Source organism: Bradyrhizobium sp. 157 (assembly GCF_023073815.1).
Classification (GTDB): domain Bacteria; phylum Pseudomonadota; class Alphaproteobacteria; order Rhizobiales; family Xanthobacteraceae; genus Bradyrhizobium.
Window position 1 is genome coordinate 34,374 of the sequence record NZ_JADPKF010000090.1, and the last position, 18,450, is coordinate 52,823.

20 protein-coding genes, 1 tRNA gene and 1 pseudogene are annotated in these 18,450 nt (G+C 62.4%); 9 read left to right on the forward strand and 13 right to left on the reverse strand.

Annotation, left to right across the window (positions count from 1 at the left end; genetic code table 11):
• The first annotated feature begins 151 nt into the window (after positions 1 to 151).
• Positions 152 to 1,225: a class I SAM-dependent methyltransferase gene (locus IVA95_RS25865; RefSeq protein WP_247513072.1), complete on the forward strand. Its 1,074-nt coding sequence runs from the start codon at positions 152 to 154 to the stop codon at positions 1,223 to 1,225.
• Positions 1,226 to 1,572: 347 nt separating this feature from the next.
• On the opposite strand, the gene IVA95_RS25870 is transcribed toward IVA95_RS25865, so the two are convergent.
• The 6 genes and pseudogenes from IVA95_RS25870 to IVA95_RS25895 all read right to left on the reverse strand — a co-directional run bounded on the left by IVA95_RS25870 (position 1,573) and on the right by IVA95_RS25895 (position 6,396).
• Positions 1,573 to 1,791 carry a hypothetical protein gene (locus IVA95_RS25870; RefSeq protein WP_247513073.1) on the reverse strand — a complete coding sequence of 73 codons (219 nt, stop codon included), beginning with the start codon at positions 1,789 to 1,791 and terminating at the stop codon, positions 1,573 to 1,575.
• Between the two features lie 105 nt (positions 1,792 to 1,896).
• Positions 1,897 to 2,720: pseudogene (locus IVA95_RS25875) on the reverse strand (CapA family protein); the annotation flags it as partial.
• Between the two features lie 11 nt (positions 2,721 to 2,731).
• Entirely contained in the window at positions 2,732 to 3,751 is a 1,020-nt protein-coding gene (locus IVA95_RS25880; protein ID WP_247513075.1) for an MBL fold metallo-hydrolase, read from the reverse strand.
• Between the two features lie 140 nt (positions 3,752 to 3,891).
• Positions 3,892 to 4,866 (reverse strand): Bug family tripartite tricarboxylate transporter substrate binding protein, encoded by a 975-nt coding sequence (locus tag IVA95_RS25885; protein WP_247513078.1) that lies wholly within the window; start codon positions 4,864 to 4,866, stop codon positions 3,892 to 3,894.
• 60 nt (positions 4,867 to 4,926) lie between these two features.
• Positions 4,927 to 5,622, reverse strand: coding sequence for an urease accessory protein (locus IVA95_RS25890; RefSeq protein WP_247513079.1), 696 nt, complete (start codon positions 5,620 to 5,622; stop codon positions 4,927 to 4,929).
• A gap of 51 nt (positions 5,623 to 5,673) precedes the next feature.
• On the reverse strand, positions 5,674 to 6,396 hold the full coding sequence (locus IVA95_RS25895) for a dienelactone hydrolase family protein (RefSeq protein ID WP_247513080.1): 723 nt from the start codon (positions 6,394 to 6,396) through the stop codon (positions 5,674 to 5,676).
• A 192-nt stretch (positions 6,397 to 6,588) separates the two neighbouring features.
• Here IVA95_RS25895 and IVA95_RS39085 point away from each other — a divergent pair, with 192 nt between their 5' ends.
• The 4 genes from IVA95_RS39085 to IVA95_RS25915 all read left to right on the forward strand — a co-directional run bounded on the left by IVA95_RS39085 (position 6,589) and on the right by IVA95_RS25915 (position 8,286).
• Positions 6,589 to 6,849: a hypothetical protein gene (locus tag IVA95_RS39085; RefSeq protein WP_346658047.1), complete on the forward strand. Its 261-nt coding sequence runs from the start codon at positions 6,589 to 6,591 to the stop codon at positions 6,847 to 6,849.
• A 374-nt stretch (positions 6,850 to 7,223) separates the two neighbouring features.
• A tRNA-Thr gene (locus IVA95_RS25905) sits at positions 7,224 to 7,298 on the forward strand.
• Between the two features lie 136 nt (positions 7,299 to 7,434).
• Positions 7,435 to 7,680 (forward strand): hypothetical protein, encoded by a 246-nt coding sequence (locus tag IVA95_RS25910; protein ID WP_247513081.1) that lies wholly within the window; start codon positions 7,435 to 7,437, stop codon positions 7,678 to 7,680.
• 195 nt (positions 7,681 to 7,875) lie between these two features.
• Positions 7,876 to 8,286, forward strand: a complete 411-nt coding sequence (locus IVA95_RS25915; protein ID WP_247513082.1) for a hypothetical protein — start codon at positions 7,876 to 7,878, stop codon at positions 8,284 to 8,286.
• Positions 8,287 to 8,327: 41 nt separating this feature from the next.
• Here IVA95_RS25915 and IVA95_RS25920 read toward each other — a convergent pair whose 3' ends face one another.
• Entirely contained in the window at positions 8,328 to 8,435 is a 108-nt protein-coding gene (locus IVA95_RS25920) for a glucose transporter (RefSeq protein ID WP_197427355.1), read from the reverse strand.
• Between the two features lie 207 nt (positions 8,436 to 8,642).
• Between IVA95_RS25920 and IVA95_RS25925 the strand changes: the two genes are divergently transcribed.
• Complete coding sequence (locus IVA95_RS25925; RefSeq protein WP_247513083.1) at positions 8,643 to 8,897, forward strand: hypothetical protein; 255 nt, start codon at positions 8,643 to 8,645, stop codon at positions 8,895 to 8,897.
• A gap of 88 nt (positions 8,898 to 8,985) precedes the next feature.
• Here IVA95_RS25925 and IVA95_RS39090 read toward each other — a convergent pair whose 3' ends face one another.
• The 5 genes from IVA95_RS39090 to IVA95_RS25945 form a co-directional block, all read right to left on the reverse strand.
• The gene (locus tag IVA95_RS39090; RefSeq protein ID WP_346658048.1) at positions 8,986 to 9,225 is read right to left on the reverse strand and encodes a hypothetical protein; all 240 of its coding nucleotides are present in this window, start codon (positions 9,223 to 9,225) and stop codon (positions 8,986 to 8,988) included.
• 179 nt (positions 9,226 to 9,404) lie between these two features.
• Positions 9,405 to 10,118, reverse strand: a complete 714-nt coding sequence (locus IVA95_RS25930; RefSeq protein WP_247513084.1) for an outer membrane protein — start codon at positions 10,116 to 10,118, stop codon at positions 9,405 to 9,407.
• A gap of 323 nt (positions 10,119 to 10,441) precedes the next feature.
• Positions 10,442 to 11,485 carry an alpha/beta hydrolase gene (locus tag IVA95_RS25935; protein WP_247513085.1) on the reverse strand — a complete coding sequence of 348 codons (1,044 nt, stop codon included), beginning with the start codon at positions 11,483 to 11,485 and terminating at the stop codon, positions 10,442 to 10,444.
• 358 nt (positions 11,486 to 11,843) lie between these two features.
• Complete coding sequence (locus tag IVA95_RS25940) at positions 11,844 to 12,266, reverse strand: hypothetical protein (protein WP_247513086.1); 423 nt, start codon at positions 12,264 to 12,266, stop codon at positions 11,844 to 11,846.
• Positions 12,267 to 12,479: 213 nt separating this feature from the next.
• Positions 12,480 to 12,752, reverse strand: coding sequence for a hypothetical protein (locus tag IVA95_RS25945; RefSeq protein WP_247513087.1), 273 nt, complete (start codon positions 12,750 to 12,752; stop codon positions 12,480 to 12,482).
• Positions 12,753 to 13,012: 260 nt separating this feature from the next.
• Here IVA95_RS25945 and IVA95_RS25950 point away from each other — a divergent pair, with 260 nt between their 5' ends.
• Positions 13,013 to 13,546, forward strand: coding sequence for a tetratricopeptide repeat protein (locus tag IVA95_RS25950; protein WP_247513088.1), 534 nt, complete (start codon positions 13,013 to 13,015; stop codon positions 13,544 to 13,546).
• A 147-nt stretch (positions 13,547 to 13,693) separates the two neighbouring features.
• Here IVA95_RS25950 and IVA95_RS25955 read toward each other — a convergent pair whose 3' ends face one another.
• Entirely contained in the window at positions 13,694 to 15,280 is a 1,587-nt protein-coding gene (locus IVA95_RS25955) for a peptidase S10 (RefSeq protein WP_247513089.1), read from the reverse strand.
• Positions 15,281 to 15,572: 292 nt separating this feature from the next.
• Between IVA95_RS25955 and IVA95_RS25960 the strand changes: the two genes are divergently transcribed.
• Both IVA95_RS25960 and IVA95_RS25965 read left to right on the forward strand, forming a co-directional pair.
• On the forward strand, positions 15,573 to 16,244 hold the full coding sequence (locus IVA95_RS25960; protein ID WP_247513091.1) for a hypothetical protein: 672 nt from the start codon (positions 15,573 to 15,575) through the stop codon (positions 16,242 to 16,244).
• A 19-nt stretch (positions 16,245 to 16,263) separates the two neighbouring features.
• Positions 16,264 to 18,423 carry an adenylate/guanylate cyclase domain-containing protein gene (locus IVA95_RS25965; RefSeq protein ID WP_247513092.1) on the forward strand — a complete coding sequence of 720 codons (2,160 nt, stop codon included), beginning with the start codon at positions 16,264 to 16,266 and terminating at the stop codon, positions 18,421 to 18,423.
• The last annotated feature ends 27 nt before the right edge of the window (positions 18,424 to 18,450 follow it).

Here is an 18,450-nt window from a genome sequence, read left to right on the forward strand (position 1 = left end):
TCGCAGCTCCAATCGGACGCTCGGTCACGCTTCTCGGACGAACTGCAAAAAATAGAAAGAATTCAGACGCCTAGTCAAGCCATCCGGCAGTCTGGTCATTTGCCGCACCCCCGCGAGGACCTATGTCCCCATCGCGCCAAAGGAGGCAGCAATGAACATGATGGTCAGAGAATTAAACGAGCAGAAGCTGGAAGTATTTGTTACGCGGATACTGGGCGATCTCGGCGCCGCCATGATTGCACCGCTGGTGCGCATTGGCGACGAACTCGGACTGTACAGCACGCTCGCCGCGTCGGGACCGGTGACGCCGGAAGAGCTGGCGCGCCGTACCGGAACAGTCGAGCGCCTTGTGCGCGAATGGCTCAGCGCTCACGCCGCCGCCGGCTATCTGGACTATGACGCTTCGACCAAGCGCTTCTCCATGAATCCCGAGCAGGCCATGGTGTTCGGCAATCCTGACAGCCCGGTCTACATGCTGGGCTCGTTCGAGGTTTGCCAGGCCGTTATGGTTGACCAGCCCAAGGTGAGCAAGGCTTTCCGCAACGGCGGCGCCGCCGGTTATCACGGGCGATGCAACTGCCTGTTCAGCGGAATGGCGCGCTTCTTCGGCGTGAGCTACAAAGCCCATCTGGTGCAGGAATGGCTTCCCGCATTGGACGGCGTGGTCGAAAAACTCGGCCGCGGTGCGCGGGTCGCGGATATCGGCTGCGGCCATGGCATCTCAACCATCCTGATGGCTAAAGCATTCGAACGGTCCAGATTTCTCGGGATCGACAACCACGAAGATTCGATCGCCTGCGCCCGCGACGCCGCGAAACGCGACGGCGTAGCAGCCAGGACGGAATTTGATGTCGCCACGGCCAAGAATTTTGTTGGCGGCAATTTCGACCTGATCTGTTGTTTCGACGCGCTGCACGACCTTGGTGATCCCGTCGGCGCAGCGAGCCGCATTCTGCAGGCTCTCGCCCCTGACGGCACGTTCATGGCCGTGGAGCCGCTTGCAGGAGACCGGCTGGAAGACAATATCAATCCGGTCGGCCGCCTCTATTATGCCGGCTCCACCATGATCTGCACGCCGGTTTCCCTGGCGCAGGAGGTAGGGCTCGCCCTCGGTGGGCAGGCAGGACCAAAACGGTTGGAAGCGGTTCTGCGCGAAGCAGGATTTAGCCGTGTCCGGATCGCAGCCGAGACACCCTTCAACATCGTGCTCGAAGCGCGGCGATAGGACTGACCGCGCTGTCGTTTCTTACGCCACCGGAGCACTGCTCTCCGGTGGCAAAGGTGGCTAACATGACGCAGGCGTTACAGACAAAACAAGGCAATCGAGGACTTGGCCAGCAAGGACTTGGCCAGCAAGGATTTGGCCAGGCCGGCTGGATCCTCGATCATTGGATCGCCTCTTTCCTCTCAGCGGTAGAGCGCGCTATCCGTCATCAACGCACGAAGCATCGGGCCAGGACGCAGCCTAGCTCGGCGCGATCAGTGAGAAGATCGGAATGAAGCCTCAAGGAGGCGCGCAGACGTCAGCATTCGCAGATGGTCCGCGTCGCGCCGAAAGCGGGCGTGACAGGGTTAGATCCCTGCCCGAGGCCCGGTAACGACAAGCTGCCCTTCGGAATCAGGAATGACCCTCGTTCCGAACTGCTGATGACATGTCCCATCCAGTGTCTGCTGGATCCATTCGATATCCTGCCGCGCTGGAATGCAGAGACGAAAGTTCTTGATCTGCAGGGGAACCAGTTTGAGCGCATGGAGGCTTCCGCTGGTCGGATCCAGGTCGGCGAAATACATCAAGGCAAGATCGTCACGGTAGCGTTCGTAACCACTGATCCCTTCATAGTCATTCAGGAAATCACCGCAGCCATAGAGAATGAGGCGGTCTCGATAAATTTCGATCGCTCGCGGATGATGCGAGGAATGCCCGTGAACGATCGACACGCCTGCCTTGTCGAGGCCCGGGCCAGAACTTTCTGCTCACGGGGAATGTGATATCCCCAATTGGATCCCCAATGGATCGATACGACGACGAGATCACCCGGCCTCCTGATGGCCATGACTTGGTCGGCGATCTCCCACGCGCTCGCCTCGGACAAGTCAGGCAGTAAGTTGACGCCTGGCGCGTCTGACGTCGCAGCCCATTCGAGCGGGATGCCGCTCGATGTCGACCCAAACGAAAAGATCAAGAGCCTCGCTTTGCCAAGGTTCAGCACCGCGGGTGCGCGCGCTTCATGATCGTTGCGCCCCGCGCCCGTTGCCTTGACGTCGAGTTTTTGCAGAGTAGCCAGCGTCTCCAGCAGGCCGGCGCGGCCCCAATCGAGCACATGATTGTTGGCCAATACGCAGCAGTTGATCTCGGCCGCCACGAGACATTCTGCATTCTCGGGGCTCATGCGGTAGTTGATGCCCTTGTTCATGCGGTCGTTGCTGCGGGTCACTGCGGTTTCGAGATTGATGATCCGTGCGTCCGGCTGCATGCGCTCCAGCTGGCCCAGCGCAGCGCCCCAAACGTAGGACGGCCCGTTTTGCCGCGGAATGGGCCCGTTCGCCTGCTCGGCAAGCAGCACGTACCCCTTCGCCGATCGCACGTAATTTTCGTAAATCTCGGGGCTGCAGGGGTGCGCCAACACTTGGTCGATGCCGCGACCGCACATGACATCGCCGCATAGAAAGAGCCGTACCAATTTCCGATGCCCATCCGGCAAGCGTCTTTCCTCGAGCATGAAAATACCGCTCAGGTTTTTGCGTCAGATGCGGGATCCCTGAATGCCGTCATCACCTCGGCCAGCATCCGCTCCTCCTCTCCCGCATAGCGCGGAGAGAAGTGAAACGGCTCGACACGGCGCACATTGGCTTCCCGCGCAATTTCTCCGGCAGCCGTCGTTGTAAGATGGCCCCGGTCCCTCGCCAATGCGGCATCTGTGCCTGCGAATGTCGCCTCAATGAAGAGGATGTCCGCATTCTGAACGAGCGCCACGATGGCGGTGCGATTGGCCGGCGTATCGACAACATCGGTAACATAGGCAATTTTCTGGCCGGCAGTGACCGTCAGGAGGTCACGCAGGCTGCCGAGCGGCTCGAGGCGAACGTCCGAAGCAGTAGCTCCATCGATCCGTATCAAATGATCGTCCGGCCGGCCTTCCACAACTGCCTGCTTGAGCCACTGCAACCACGGACCGACCGGAAGCCCGCGCTCGGATAGTCGATTCTTCCAAATGTTGACATGAGCCGCCTCCTGCAGGGCAAAGCCGAGGCAGGGCGTGCCATGCTCGAGGATGGCGGCTGAGACGCGGCAGGTCGGCTCGTCAGATAGGACGCCATCAAGAATTGCCTTCGACACCGGCGGTTCTGCGGCAAAAGCCCTCTTCAACCGGAACTGCCTGGTCGAGATGGAGTTCGGCGCCTCAACTTCGCTGACAACGAAGACAAGATCGGCGCCGTAGCTCTCGACCAGATTCCATTGATAGGCCTGAAGCTTGTGAAAGACGCGCTCGGCAAAACCGGCCGGGCCGTAAAGATGTACAGTTCTCTCCTGTCCTACGAGCAAACGGAGCAGATGATCGAAGCCAATGAAATGATCGATATGCGCATGCGAGACGAAGATCTTATCGACGCGTCGTAGCTTCCGCGGTGACAGTGAAGCGATTTCCCCGAGATCGAACAGCACACTATCCGTTTTGAACAGTGTCTCCACATAGACCGTCGGGTCGCCGTAGCGACCGTTGACCAGACTCGGATGGAAGATCGGTCGCATGACAAACTATGCAGCAGGTTTTTCACGCGGCTTGTTCGTCACTCTACCTTCACTGCCCAAAGAACCCTCCTTTGTGTGCCAGCTTGATTTTTGGTCAATGCTCCATGAGCTTCCGGTACCCACTTTTCCCGATCATGCTTCTAATTCGTGATCTTGTACCCCGTCTCCTTCACGATCGGCTGCCAGAAGGCGGTATTGGCGGCGAGCTCCTTCGTTAGGCCTTCGGGCGTCGAGCCGACTGGGATCAGGCCGATGGCTGAAAGCTTTTCCTTGACCTCCGGCTTGGCGAGCGCGGTGGCGACGGCCCCGCTCAGCTTCTTGGCAAAGTCGGGCGAGGCGCCTGCCGGCAGCCACATGCCGTACCAGGCATCCGCCACCAGATCGACGCCGCTCTCTCTCAGCGTCGGCGCGTCGGGCAGGAACGGCGAGCGCTGCGCGCTGCCGACCGCGAGAATCCGAACGTTGCCCGCGCGATGCTGCGGGATGGCATCGGTCAACGTGGAAATCGCGAACGGCATGTGGCCGCCGACGAGATCGTTGATGATCGGCGCGCTGCCGCGATAGGCCACCCGGGTCAGCTTGACGCCCAGCGCCTGCTCGAGCCGCGAGCCGGTAAAATGCGGAATGGTGCCGTTGCTGGGCACGCCGAACGTCGTCTTGTCCGGATTGGCTTTTAGCCAGGCGACGAATTGCTTGAAATCCTTGACCTCGGCGGGGACGGCGGTACCGACGAAGACACAGAATTCGAACCGCACGAGTTGGCTGACCGGAACGAAATCCTTCGCCGCGTCGAAGCTCGGCGTGGTCTCGACCATCGGCAAGAGATACATCGTCGGCCCCGTGGTGACGAGGACGGTGGTGCCGTCGGGATTGGCTCCCTTCACCGCCTTGATGCCGATCAGCCCGTCGCCGCCGGTGCGGTTCTCGACGATGATGTTACGATCGAGCAGTGGAGCGATGTGCTGCGCCAGCAGCCGGCAAAGTGCATCCCCGCCGCCGCCGGCGGCAAAGGGAAAGATGATCTTGGTCAGCGGGCCGGCCTGCGCGAATGCCTTGCCCGTTATCGCCGCCAGCGAACATACGGCGCTTCCGGCCAGAAAATCTCGGCGCTTCATTCTATTTCCTCCAAACACTTTATAATTATTGTCGGCCCCTAACGCTGAGACGATGCCGCGTCAGGCCAGCACCGTCTCTACTACCGTCATAATTCCGATCGCGACGGTGGCAAGGCCGACTGCCCCTTGCAAGCTGCGATTGGCCCAAGTGAGCCAGCGGGCGGAGACCGCAAGCGGCACTGCGATCGCCGTCGACAGCGCGCCCATGCCGATCATCGAGCCGACGCCGAACAGCGCGATATAGCCGAGCCCGACGGCAGCGCTGGACGCCTGCGTGACCGCGAGCACCAGAAGTGCGGCCGAGCCCGCCATGCCGTGCATCAAGCCGACCAGCAGGGTCCGCCAGCGGAAGCCATGTTCGTGGATGTGGGCGGCGCGGCCATGCGGTGCGGTCTCGCCGGCATGGCTGTGAGCATGGAAATGCACTGTGCCGTCGCCGTGGTCATGCCGGTGAAAATGCACCCGGTCGCGCCACAGCCGCCACAGCACATGCGCCCCGAGGCCGACCAGCATCAGGCCGACGGCAGTCTCGAGCGGCCGGGCAACGCCGTCCGGGATCGCGCGGCCAAGCAGAATGGCGGCACCGGCAAAGAAGAACAAGGTAAGCGTATGGCCGAGCCCCCAGGTCAGCCCGTGCTTGACGATATCGGCGACACGGCTGCGGCGCGCGGCGATGCTGGAGACGGCGGCGATATGATCGGCTTCGAGCGCATGCTGCATGCCCAGCAAAAACCCCAACCCCAGAATTCCGAACATGCGCCCCCTGCTCGCTAGCCTGCTTGATAAAATACCAGTTCGAAGCCTTTGTCAGGTCAAGACTTCATCGAACAGGCTCCGCATCGATGCCCAGGAGCGGCGGTCGGCCTGCTCGTTGTAGAGCGCGGCGCGCATGATCGAGCCGTCCGCGGCCGGGTTGGTGAAACCGTGCAGCGTGTTGCCGTAGGAGATAACCTGCCAATCCTTCACCTCGCCAGTGCGCATCTCATTCTCGAAATCAGCCACCTGATCCGGCGGCGCCAACGGGTCGTCTACCCCGGTGCAGACCAGCACGCTCGCCCTCACCCGGCCCGGCTGCGCCGGCATTTTGGTCGCCAGCACGCCGTGGAAACTGACGATTGCCTTGAGGTCCGCGCCTTCGCGAGCGAGCTCCAGCACCACCGACCCACCAAAACAGAACCCGATGGCCGCCAGCCTCCGGGGATCAACCTGCGGCAGCGCGGCCAGCGTTTCGAGCGCGGCACGCCCCCGCGCGCGCAGCTTCTCCGGCTCGGCGCGAAGCCCGCCCACCAGCGCGGAGACTTCCTGCAGGTTGACTGCCTGCCGACGGTCGCCGAACATATCGGCGGCCAGCGCCACATAGCCGAGACCGGCGAGCCGGCGGGCGCGCTCCATGGCGAATTCTCCGAGCCCCAGGCCCTCGTGAAACACCAGCACGCCCGGTCGCTTTCCGACCGCGTTCTCGTCAATTGCAAGATAGCCGCGCAGATTGAGCTCGTCGCAGCGGTAGTCGACATCGCGCGGCTGAATCAAATTTCCCGATCCTTCAAATGATAGGCTGCCGGAACTTCACACCGGTTTGAGGATCGCACAACCGAAATCGAAGAGTCCGGCGCTTTCCCGTTGCTCGGCATCACGCCGGTTTGACTCAACCTGAATGCGAACACCGGAACGATCGGCAGCGGGGGGCGCTTAGCCCGCATCACCAGCAACGGAGTACCCCCGATGACAAAGTCCGGAATTCTCGCCGCCGCCGCGGTGCTTGCGTCCGCGCTCACTAGCCCCGCCACCGCGCAGGAGGTCATCCAAAATCCCGGCTATTGCGCGCAATTTTATCCAAACGCCAACTGCCAGAACAAGGGACCGGGAAATCCCTATACCGGCAGCTACCAGCGGCAGGTCTATCGCGATCAGGCCTATCGGGATCGCACTTATCGGGATAGCACTTATCGGGATAGCACCTGGCGTAACAGCTATAACCGCTAAGACAGCGGCTTCTGGCCAGGCGACGTCGTGGCCGGAGTCGTCGGCGACGCGGTGGGCACCGCCGCAGCTATCGCGAGCGCTCCAGTTGCCGCCGCCAGGGCCTCGATCGGCGGCGGCCAATACGCCCGGCGCAACGGCTTCGTCTGCACCCCCGGCTCCTAGTTCCGCGGCGATGACGGCCGCAGGCATATCTGCCAATAGAACAGTGCAAATCGAGTCCGGGAAAGGCAGCCGAAAGGCCGCCTTTTTCATGCCTCGGGTGCGCTGGCGCGGTTCTTGATGTTCTGGCCCTTTGCGACCAAGTCTGCTATTCGAGCCGCCAAAGATCGGCCCATGCGGCGGGTATTTTCGCTGTTCAACGATCGCTTCAATTCGCCGGTTTAGCTCAGCGGTAGAGCAGCGGTTTTGTAAACCGAAGGTCGGGAGTTCAATCCTCTCAACCGGCACCATTTATTTGCTTGCGACTCCGAGCGACGCGAAAACGAGACGCTAGCCGTGTCCTGCAATCCGCCGGTGCGGAGCGTTGTGCGCGACCGTCGCTCGATCTGAGCCGGAACCAACCTCCTCCGCACACGTTTTCAACGCATGAGAATTCGCGAAGAAAACTGCAACATGGTGCTGCTCGCTGTTGTCACCGTGTTCTCTTCGGCGATTGCGGTCGGAGCCACGCTGCTTGGGTCGAGCAACACGGACCAGTTCGCTGATCGGACCAGCGCCCGCATCGAGCGGACAGCCTCACCCGACAAGCGGATCATCTACGTCGGCGACCAGCCGCCGGTACGCATGATCGGCGCGCCCTTTGTCCCGAACACCAATCCCCGCGAACGCTAGATCCCGATTCGCGACCACGCTTGCGGGACACAATCACCTGACGCGCACCTGACGGGCCATGTGTAGTTCGCGGGACGAACTGTCACCGTTTTGTCACCCCGCGCGCAAATGAGCGGCAGTTATCCCCAGCTACCTCCCCGACCGCTTGATTCCACAAAAGCCGTTTGATGGAGTGGGTTTGGGCCGAGGTGTCTCATGAAATGGATGAGGGAACGCGATCTCCTGATCGCGCAGACGATGGCGTTTGTTCAATCGGTGACCGGCAAGCCGCCGGAGGCCGAGAAGACAGTCACGACGTCGTTCCCGCTGTTTTCGGTCGAGACCTCGGAAACTGCCCGCGCGACCGCGCCGATGCCCGACATCGAGGCGCTCTTGGCCGTAAGTGGCACCGTCAGCCCGGCTGCAAAGGAAATATCAAGGCCGGATCCGATGCCGCGCCCCAGCCTGCCGGACGACTTCCGATCCGAGATCAAGGCGCGGGTTGCGAATTTCCGTGCCCATCAGGAGCGGTTCAACCGCGAGCGCGAGGCCTATTGCAGCGCGACCATGGCAAAGGTGCACGCTGCGCTCCGGCAAGGCGAGCCGCCGGCACGGCCGGCGGAGTAGACCCCAAACACCTTGCTGCGTTCTCCTGCCCGCCCCGATGTTCAGAGCCAGGCATAGACCAGCGCCATGTTGGCTGCGCAGGCAGCCAGCAGGCAAACGGTCAGCGTGAGTTGGACACGCTCGCAGGAGGTCTGGAGGCTCGTTCTCATCGCCGGAAACATCCGGCGATTCTGGCGACTGAGTCTCGGGGATTCTTTTTTCGGGAATTTACGGCTCGTTAAAGACTCAGAGACTCCACGAAAATGGGCCGAAACGAGCCAAATTGCTCCCGAAACAGCCTGTGGAATGGCCGCATGGCAGCCAAGCCTGAAACCCGGCCCCCGCCTTTGCGTTGACCGTTTTTACCGGAGCTAACAATGCCCTACGCGCTGTTCTCGAACGATGCCAAGCTGAGCAAAGCCTATCCGACCGCGGCCGATGTCTGGAAGATCGCCCAGAAGAGCGGCCTCGTCGTCGATGTCGTTTCTGGACAGGACAACAGTGGCCCCCGTCCGGTGCTGGATCATGACTACGAGATCAGGCCGTGCCAGCTCGAGCCGCATGAAGACCCCGCCCGAAACAAGGCGGACGCCGAGCGCGAAGCGCAGACGGAATTGCAATTAGCGTCGTAAGGCCCGCCGTCAAACGGCCGGGCACACGACAGGTCTCGGCGAACGGATCCCGTTCGCCGGGACGACATCTGAGACAGAAAGTCGGATCCTACGGCGTCGCCGAGACGAGCGATGCCTGTTCCGAAGCTAGGGTCACGCAAGCCTTGCGCCGCTGCAGTCCCCTGATCGCACCGGTTACCTTGCGTACCTTGCCGGCCCCGCACGAGGGATCCTGCACGAAGGCGACTTCATAGGGAGCAAGAATAAGCGGTTCGGATTTGAGGACAGTTTGAGCAAGGCACGGAGACGCCGCTGCGGAAAAGATCAGCCCTAACGCAAAAACACGCATGTTCGTTGTCCCACCAGCCGGCCGGCACCATAATATCGGATCGTGACGAAAAGTTGCATGCACCGCGAAATTTTTTTCGCATCCGCCAAAAAATCACCGGCGCGCGCTCGCTTCGACATTCCCCAAACAAAAGGCCGGCGTGAAGCCGGCCTTTACATGTGTCGATACCAAAGCCGGTATCAGTATTTGCCAGCAGCAGGGCCGCCCCAGCCGAACCGGTAGTTTACGCCGACCTTGGCGGTGTGTTCGTCGTTGCGGAAGCTGCGGCCGGTGATGTCGGCGGGACCGGACGTGAAGGTGGTATCGCCGAAATTGTAATACTGGTACTCGGCCTTGGCCGACCAGTTCGGGGCAAACATGTATTCGAGGCCGCCGCCGACCGTATAACCGTCCTTCTCGTTACCGTTGGTGGTGAAGCCCGCGGGCACGCCGGCCACCGACACTCCGAGATCGTTGCCGTTGCGCCAGGCGTAACCGCCCTTGGCGTAGAGCAGCGCCGGACCCCAAGTGTAGCCGATCCGGCCGGTTACCGAGCCGATCTGATCAGTGTTGGAGGTCACGAGCGTCCCGCCCGGAAACAGCACGCCGTTATTATTGTTGTTGGGCAGCCAGCTGTACTGGGCTTCCGCACCCAGCACCCAGTTCGGCGCGAACTGATAGTCGAAGCCGCCCTGCACGCCGCCAAGGAAGCGGGCATCGCTGCCCTGTAGGGAGCTGTCACCCGCAAAGGCGCCACCGACATGGCCGCCGATATAGAATCCGGTCCAGTTGTAGACGACTTGAGGCGCCGTATAGGCAGGCGCCTTGGTGTACGGCCGGGGCGGCATGTCGGCCGCAAAAGCTGGAGCCGCCATGACGGCCAGCGCGGCAGCCCCGAGCAGTAACTTCTTCATCTGACTTCCCCGTTAGGAACGCTTGCGGATACCAATCCAAACAACGTGACTTCATTTAGGTTGCTTTGCGGCAAACGCCCGCGACCGGATGGCGCGCCACTGTGACGGCACAGCAACAAAGCGTTTTAGTTCCCTCGCACGTCAGGCTTTTTCCCCGGTTAAGGAGGTGATCTCCCCGCTTAGCTGGTGTCCGGGATGACTAAGGCAAGGTTCAACCATCGCCGAAAAGTGATCCGATTTCGTTCACGGTTCCGTCCCGAGAGCGCTAGGAGAAGGCCCGCGCCGGCAGCCGTCGCGGCTGCCGGCAGCAAGACCGTCCGTCTTCAAGCGCGAGCCGCTTCGACGACGGCATCGGCAAAGGCCTGCGGTGCTTCCTGCGGCAAGTTGTGCCCGATCCCGCCGGTGATGAGACGGTGGGCGTATCTGCCGGAGAACTTTTTGGCGTAAACCTTCGGGTCCGGATGCGGCGCGCCATTGGCGTCGCCTTCGAGGGTGATCGTGGGTACGGTAATCACGGGAAATTCGGCCAGCCGTTTTTCGAGCGCGTCGTATTTGGCCTCGCCCGGGGCGAGACCAAGCCGCCAGCGATAATTGTGGATCACGATGGCGACATGGTCGGGGTTGTCGAAGGACGCCGCGCTGCGTTCGAAGGTGGCGTCGTCGAAATTCCATTTCGGCGAGGCAAGCTGCCAGATCAGCTTGGAAAACTCGCGCCGGTATTTTTCGTAGCCCAACCGGCCCCGCTCGGTTGCAAAATAATACTGGTACCACCACTGCAGCTCGGCCGATGGCGGCAGCGGTTTTGTGTTAGCTTCCTGGCTGCCGATCAGGTAGCCACTGACCGAAATCAGCGCCTTGACGCGCTCCGGCCAGATCGCGGCGACGATATCGGCGGTTCGGGCGCCCCAGTCGAAGCCAGCCACCACCGCTTTCTCGATCTTCAGCGCATCCATCAGCGCGATGACGTCGGTGGCGAGCGCGCCCTGCTGGCCATTTCGCGGCGTATCGCCTGAGAGGAAGCGCGTCGTGCCGTAACCACGCAGATACGGCACGATGACCCGGAAGCCTGCCGATGCCAGCACGGGAGCCACGTCGACGAACGCGTAGATGTCGTAGGGCCAGCCGTGCAGAAGGATGGCGACGGGACCGTTGGCGGGCCCGGCTTCGGCGTAACCGATATTGAGGACGCCGGCATCGATCTGTTTCAGCGCAGCAAACGAGGCGTGGGCGCTCGGCCTGCCCGCGCCTGCTCCGGCGTCACCGGACTGCGCGAACAGAGTCCCGTTCATGGCAAACGGTGCGGCCGCAAGGCTAGCTGCCGCGGTGCCGAGGAAGCGGCGGCGGTCAGGCGTGATGGGATGGGACATGGTCTTTCTCCGGTCTTTATCTCATGCGATTAGATCGCATGCGATCTAAGTGGTCAGGCGCGCTATGTATAGGCGCGAAGCATCACACTCTCGTGTGGAGCTCACAGCACGCGCGCGAATCTAGAGCATGATGATTTTTGGTTAGATCGATTTGGCCGCAGACGCGCTTCACCTCTCCCGCTTGCGGGGGTCGAGACGAGCGAAGCTCGCTCTTAGGTCGGCGCGAAGCGCCGGGTGGGGGCTCTCTCCACTCGGGCAGTGTCGCCCGCGGAGACACCCCCACCCCAACCCTCCCCCGCATGCGGGAGAGGGAGCGCACCTTCTGCGTGGTCGCAACCAAACCCAATTTCATCATGCTCTAGCGCGTCAGTTTCTCCAGTTCCGGAAATGGCGCGTAGGCCATTCCCGCGCAGGGCTCCGCGGCGTTTTCGATGATGCGGTCGAGCCGGCCGTCGACAAAGAGGATGGCGCGTTCGCGCGGCTCGCGGTAGCCGCCGTCGGATTCGCGCGGGCTGAATCGGAGACAGACGACATAGCGCAGCCGCCCGCCGACGACGCGCTCGATCGGCTCGGCCATGACGGCGCCGCGTACCCCGACGGGGTCGTTGAGGTAGGTCTTCAGGAACGCCAGCACTTCGGCGCGGTAATTTTTCGGAAAAGGCTGGCTGGAGACGCCGCGATCGTCGGTAAACGTGATCGGCTTGCTCTCGTCGCTGGCGGCGCAGGCCGACAGCGCGAGTGGCAACAGCACCATCGCCGCAATTTTGACTGAACTTCGCAAGCGAAATGTTTCCCCCGCCCCGTTGTTGGCCGTCTCTTAGACTGCCCGGCGGCGAAATGGAATTCGCATCTCGGTTACCGTCCCGAACAGATCGAAGCAGCACCAGCCCACGGCCATCGGGGAAGCAATGGCACGTGGGCTGGTCCGATATCCGCCGACGCGTGGGCAATGGGAAGCAAAACGCGCCGACGGATCAGATTCGATCGCGCTGGTTCAACTGCGCTTGGCAGCCGGCGCGGCGGGTTTGACCGCGGCCCGCGTCTTCGAGAGGCCGACCTGCTTCTTGTGGCTCTGATGCCGATAGTGCTTGTGATGGCGGCCTGCATTGGCGTTCAACGCCTTCGATTTTCCCTGATCGGCCTTGGTGACCGGGTCCTGCGTGCTCTTGGTCACCGGAGCTTGCGCGGTCTTGCCCGCAGTGCCGGCAAGCACGGGCGCGGCGAGAACGGACACGGCAACGAGCGCTGCAGAAATGGTCTTGAGCATGGCTGTCTCCTCTTCCGTGGGGACCTGCGGGCTCTCCGGTCCCGAATGGCCGGGCTCGCCGATCGTGCATGCGACGTTAGGCACTGCGCGCTGAACCGCTGCTGAAGCCGACTTTTCAACTCCATTCATCTGAATGACATCTTCGTGGCAAAGCAAATTGAGTAAATCGAGGTGCACGGACCGGAATGTTCGCGGCTGCCGGGTGTTCACATCAGCGACCTTCGGTGTAGGATCGCCGAACCGGCCATCAGGAGAGATGCATGAATAAATTAGCGATCAGGCTTTTGACTCTCGCAATATTGTCGCTCACGCTCGCAGCAGCCCCTGTCGTTTCCGCCGTCTACGCAGCACCCGACAACGATCCCCCGCCGCCGCCGAAGAAGAAGAAATCCAGCGAAACCCGTCCGGGCAGCGAACAAACCGCATTCGCCGACGGCTATCGCGCTGCTTACGCCGCGATCTACGAGCACCACGACTATGCGTCGGCGATCGAGCAGTTGAAGGCGCTCGGCCGTGACGACTCGGCCGCCGTCGCCAATCTAATCGGCTATTCTTATCGTAAGCTCGGCGACTACAAGGTCTCGCAGATCTGGTACGAGCGCGCGCTGAAAGCCGATCCGAACCACGTCAAGACCTGGCAGTATTACGGCCTGTGGCAGGTCGAACAGGGCAACCGCGATCAGGCGCAATACCACCTGAACCGGATCGCGCAGCTCACCGGCACCTCAAGCGAGGAATATCGCTCGCTCGCCGCCGCGCTTGAAAAGCCGCCGGGGACTGGATTGGTGTACTGAGGCGTTAATCTCTCCACGTCATTGCGAGGAGCGTAGCGACGAAGCAATCCATCTATCCGTTATGCCGCGATATGGATTGCTTCGCTTCGCTCGCAATGACGAATGGCAACCGGCGCGGCTCACCACTGCGCCGGTTTTGTTTGAGCGCTACTTCATCACCTTCTCAACTTCCGCGCGGAATGCCTGGCGCGCGCCGTCGCGCGAGTAGAACATGTGGCCCCCAGGATAGACGACGAGCTTGACGCGATCGGGGCTGGCATAGGCCGGCAACTGGTCGAGAAGGACCTTGGACGCGAAATAGGGCGTGGCGAGATCGAACAGTCCGTGGCCGACCAGCAGTTTCATCTTCGGGTCGAGCGCGAGAATCTGTCGTAGCTGTGAAATCGACTCGGCCGGCCCACGGCCGAAATCCCACGAGCGGTTCACGCTCTCGCTGAGTAGCTGGTACGAACCATCCGGCCGCCAGTTGAGTTTGCGGGTAGTGAGTTCAACCGCGGCGCTGGTCAACGGTGCCATCAGCGAATCGCCGGATGGATCGCCGAAATGCGCTGAATTCGAATCCGGATAGGGATCGAAGCCCATGACCGAGCCGTCGTAGCGCCCGGTCACCCTGCCGTTGCGGCGGTCGAATTCCCTGCGGAATTCTCCGACTTCGAAACGACCCGCGAGCCTGCGGCTCACGGCCTGATCGATGCCGGTCAGTGCCGCCACCTTGTCGGCGAGCCGCGTGGCGGCTTGTGTGTCCGCCTGCCCCTTGATGAGGTCGGTGAGAAATTCGCCCTGCGCGTAGCGTTCGACGTCGGCGAGATCGGCGCGCGTCAGCGGCGCCCCTCTGGCTTCCCTCACCTCACGCGCCACCGCCGCCATGCTCGGCAGCGCATAACTGTATTTCAGCAGGCTAGAGCCGGAAAAATCGCGGAAGTCGAGCAAGGGTGAAACCAGAATCAGCCCGCGCACACCGACGCCCTGCTGCGTCTGCAGATTGCGGACGATCTTCGGCCCGCGAATGCCGCCATAGCTCTCGCCGGCGACGAATTTTGGCGACGATAGACGGTCGTACTTCTCCAGCCAGCGCCGGATCACGAGCGCAATCGAACTGACATCGCCATCAACGGAAAGCAATCGCTTGCGCACGTCCTCGCCCGAGGCGATGAAGCGGCTGTAGCCAGTGCCGACGGGATCAATGAAGACGAGATCGGTGAAGTCGAGCCACGTCTCGGCATTGGGCAACAGATCGGGAGTGGCTGACGACACCGCGCCATCGCCGCCGATCTGCAGTCGCCACGGCCCGGCGGCGCCCAATTGCAGCCAGGCCGAGGACGCGCCTGGCCCGCCGTTGAACAGAAACGTCACCGGCCGGCTTGCGCGATCGGCGCCATCGAGTTGGTAGGAGGTATAGGCGATATCGGCCTGCGGCTCGCGCTTGTCGTCGAATATGCGGATCGAGCCGGCGGTGGCGGTGAAATTGAGCGTCCGGCCGGGCAGCGTCAGCGTTTGCTGGGTGGTCGAATCCGGCGGCAGGTGACGTTGTTCGGCTGCCGGCGATGGCGTCGCGGCGGGGTCCCGCCCTGCTCCGCCCTTCTGGCCCGGCGAAGACGGCGATGGCGTCGCTGCGGCGGGCTGCCGCGAAGTCGGCGAACTCGCCTCCTCGGCACGTACGCCGGTCGCGCAACACAGGACCAGAATCGCGACGGCCAGACGCATGGGACGCGTTGGCATAAAACGAAAAGCCATGCCGTTTACTCCTGCGCTCGCGATCAGTCAGGGCCTGCCAATCTGCCCGGAGACTGCGACAGCGGGCTGTTGGTACACAAGGGCAGGAAACCCGCGGAAATCACAATCCCGACAGTGTCGCGTGAGAGGATCGGGATGCCCTACGACGCTGCGCCCGATGGTTGTCCTCGGCGGCCGTTAGGTGATAACGGTCGGTTCCGCTGGCCTACGGGCCAGATATTTTGATCCATCCATGAAACCATTCGGGCGCTGGCGCGACTAACGAACCTGCGCTTTTTTATGGGGTCTTAGAATGAAACGTTCGATTGCTGTTTGTCTCGGCCTGCTGGCGCTGGCTTCTCCGGCGGCCGCAGATTCGCCGGCCGCGGTGGTCGAAGAAATCAAGGGCAAGGTCACCGGCGCGGAATTCATGGACTATGTGACGCCCAAGGCTGTGATCAAGATCGGCGACGGCGGCTCTGTCATTCTGAGCTACCTGAAGTCATGCCGGCGCGAGACGATCAGCGGCACCGGCACCATTGTCGTCGGCACCGAGGAGAGCGCCGTTCACCTCGCCGAGGTCAAGGCCGAGAAGACGAATTGCGATGCCAACCAGGCCAACGTGACCACGCGGGAGACCAGCGGCGTCGCCGCAACCGTGCTGCGGAGCGTCGACAGCAAGAAGGCGGCTTCCCTGCCGCAGCCGCAGCTCACGCTTTACGGCGCCTCTCCGCTGGTGGAAGCCAAGGGACGCGGCAAGCTGATCATTCGGCGTCTCGACGCGGCGGGCGAGCGTCAGGAGATTAGTCTCGGCGGCACCCAGCTCAAGGGACGCTTCGTAGATTTTGCCAGCGAGAATGTTGCGCTGGCCCCCGGCGGCCTCTACGCCGCTTCATTCAAGTCATCGCAGATCGTGTTCCGGGTTGATGAGCAAGCCAAGCCCGGCGCGACGCCGATCGTCGGCCGTCTGCTGCGGATGGAATAGGCGTGCCGGACCGTCCAGCTTGAGAGTAAGACGCAGCACGCGCGACAGGCTGGCGATCGCCGCCATCGCGCTGGTTTGCGCGGCGGCCTCGGTTTCTCCTGCGGCCCGACCGATCCGCGGGCTCTCCATCGATATTCTCACAGCGCTGCGCTGGGAGGTGTTTGGCCGCAGGCAGGATCCCGCCGCTTCGGCGGCGGTCGTCGTCGCGATGGACGAGGAGAGCCTGCGCACCGCTCCTTTCAAGGACGCGCCGATGCTGACCTGGACCGGCGAGATCGGCCGCGTGCTGTCAGCGACGCTCGAAGGCGGCGCCAAGGTCGCCGGCTTCGATATGGTGATCCCCAAATCTATGGAGCAATCGGAGATACCGTTCGGCGAGGGCACGCTCGGCGAGAAGGTTCGTGGATTTGACCGCGATTTCCTTCGCGCGCTTGCCGGCGCGGCGGCGAACGGCAAGGTGGTTCTGGGAGAAGTCCTGGGCGGTAACCAACCGGTCAGGCCGTCGCCGGGACAGCGCGTCGCGGTACGCCAGCAGTTGAACATCCGCCCGCTCAACGTTCATATCGACAGCGATGATGTATTGCGGCGCCTGCCGCTCAGCTTCACCGTCAACGGGACAAGGGCACCCTCGATGGCGGTCGAGTTGGCCTCGCGGGCGCTCGGCGCCGCGCCCGAGTTCGACGAGCGCGGCAGGCTGACGCTCGCCGGCTACCGCGTTCCCGGCCGAGTGCCGAACACGATGACACTGAATTTCGAAGGCGGCGCCGACGACATTCCGACCTTCTCCTTTGCCGATCTGCGCGCCTGCGCCGTCAAGAACGACAAGGAGTATTTCCGGCGCTGGTTCGGCGGCAAGGTCGTGATCTTCGGCAGCGTGCTCGATATTGAGGACCGCCAGCAGACGTCCAAGCGCTTCGCAACCGGCATCGAAGGCGCGCGCACCCCGCGCTGCACAACCGAGAGCACGCCGGTCACCGCGGGTTTCAAGAAGAGCACGATTGCAGGCGTCTATATCCATGCCACCGCAGTCAACAACCTGATCGCGCGCAATGGCGTGGTCGAACCCGGGCCGCTTCCCCGCTTGCTTATCGCGACTTTGATTGCTGCGCTCGCCGCGGCCGCCGCCTGGCTGTTCAGGCCCGTCATCGCGTTCGCCGCCTGGACGGGCATGATCGTGCTCGGCGTGGCCGGCGCAACGGTCGCATTCAACCACGCACTGGCGCTTCCGATCGTCGAGCCGTTCCTGGCCAGCCTGACTGCGCTGGCCGCAACCATCGGCTTCCGCTTCGTCGTCGCCGACAAGGATCGCCGCCTGCTGCAGAAGAGCTTTGCGCTCTACCTCGCCCCGCACGTCATCAACCGCATGCTGTCATCGAGCAAGTTGCCGGAGCTCGGCGGCGAAACCCGCAACGTGACCGTGTTCTTCTCCGACATAGAGGGCTTTTCGCTGATTGCGGAGAAGATGTCGCCAGATAGCCTGATGGAGTTGATGAACGAATATCTTTCGGCGATGACCGACGTCATCGAGCGCCATGGCGGATATGTCGACAAATATATCGGCGATTCCATCGTGGCGGTGTTCGGCGCGCCGGCCGACGATCCCGACCATGCAGCTAACGCAGCGCGCGCCGCGCTGGACTGCTGCACGCAACTGGCGGAACTCAACGCCTCCTCCGCCGTGTTTCGCGACTACAAGCTGGCACAGCGGATCGGCATCAATTCCGGCGAGGCGCTGGTCGGCAATTTCGGATCGCGGCGGCGCTTCAACTACTCCGTGATGAGCGACGCGGTGAACCTGGCCTCGCGGCTGGAGGGCGCCAACAAATTCTACGGCACCACCGTGATCGCTTCCGAGACGACGGTTGCGCTTGCAGGCCAAGCCTTCGCCTGGCGCGAACTGGACGCCATCAGGGTCAAGGGGCGAACCCAGGCGCTCAAAATCTACCAATTGCTGGCGCTGTCAGCGGGGCTGACGCCCTCGCAGCAGACCGTGATCGCCAACTACGCCGACGGGCTGGCGCACTGGCGGGCCCGCGAGTTCGCGCGCGCCGCGGAGTGTTTCGGCCGTTCGGCCGATATCGACCGGCCGGCATCGCTGTTTGCCGCGCGGGCCCGGGAATTGGCCCAAAACCCGCCGAGCGAGGACTGGGATCCGATCCGGACGTTGCAGGAAAAATGACGTCCCTATGACCGTCGGTTTACGTTA

Excerpts from the sequence above, each read along its gene's own strand:
- IVA95_RS25865 (WP_247513072.1), top strand. The coding sequence starts at position 152 with ATGAACATGATGGTCAGAGAATTAAACGAGCAGAAGCTGGAAGTATTT.
- IVA95_RS25870 (WP_247513073.1), bottom strand. The coding sequence starts at position 1,791 with ATGTATTTCGCCGACCTGGATCCGACCAGCGGAAGCCTCCATGCGCTC.
- IVA95_RS25920 (WP_197427355.1), bottom strand. The coding sequence starts at position 8,435 with ATGAGAACGAGCCTCCAGACCTCCTGCGAGCGTGTCCAACTCACGCTG.
- IVA95_RS25880 (WP_247513075.1), bottom strand. The coding sequence starts at position 3,751 with ATGCGACCGATCTTCCATCCGAGTCTGGTCAACGGTCGCTACGGCGAC.
- IVA95_RS25930 (WP_247513084.1), bottom strand. The coding sequence starts at position 10,118 with ATGAAGAAGTTACTGCTCGGGGCTGCCGCGCTGGCCGTCATGGCGGCT.
- IVA95_RS25935 (WP_247513085.1), bottom strand. The coding sequence starts at position 11,485 with ATGTCCCATCCCATCACGCCTGACCGCCGCCGCTTCCTCGGCACCGCG.
- IVA95_RS25960 (WP_247513091.1), top strand. The coding sequence starts at position 15,573 with ATGAAACGTTCGATTGCTGTTTGTCTCGGCCTGCTGGCGCTGGCTTCT.
- IVA95_RS39090 (WP_346658048.1), bottom strand. The coding sequence starts at position 9,225 with ATGCGTGTTTTTGCGTTAGGGCTGATCTTTTCCGCAGCGGCGTCTCCG.
- IVA95_RS39085 (WP_346658047.1), top strand. The coding sequence starts at position 6,589 with ATGACAAAGTCCGGAATTCTCGCCGCCGCCGCGGTGCTTGCGTCCGCG.
- IVA95_RS25955 (WP_247513089.1), bottom strand. The coding sequence starts at position 15,280 with ATGGCTTTTCGTTTTATGCCAACGCGTCCCATGCGTCTGGCCGTCGCG.
- IVA95_RS25910 (WP_247513081.1), top strand. The coding sequence starts at position 7,435 with ATGAGAATTCGCGAAGAAAACTGCAACATGGTGCTGCTCGCTGTTGTC.
- IVA95_RS25925 (WP_247513083.1), top strand. The coding sequence starts at position 8,643 with ATGCCCTACGCGCTGTTCTCGAACGATGCCAAGCTGAGCAAAGCCTAT.
- IVA95_RS25885 (WP_247513078.1), bottom strand. The coding sequence starts at position 4,866 with ATGAAGCGCCGAGATTTTCTGGCCGGAAGCGCCGTATGTTCGCTGGCG.
- IVA95_RS25950 (WP_247513088.1), top strand. The coding sequence starts at position 13,013 with ATGAATAAATTAGCGATCAGGCTTTTGACTCTCGCAATATTGTCGCTC.
- IVA95_RS25915 (WP_247513082.1), top strand. The coding sequence starts at position 7,876 with ATGAAATGGATGAGGGAACGCGATCTCCTGATCGCGCAGACGATGGCG.
- IVA95_RS25945 (WP_247513087.1), bottom strand. The coding sequence starts at position 12,752 with ATGCTCAAGACCATTTCTGCAGCGCTCGTTGCCGTGTCCGTTCTCGCC.
- IVA95_RS25890 (WP_247513079.1), bottom strand. The coding sequence starts at position 5,622 with ATGTTCGGAATTCTGGGGTTGGGGTTTTTGCTGGGCATGCAGCATGCG.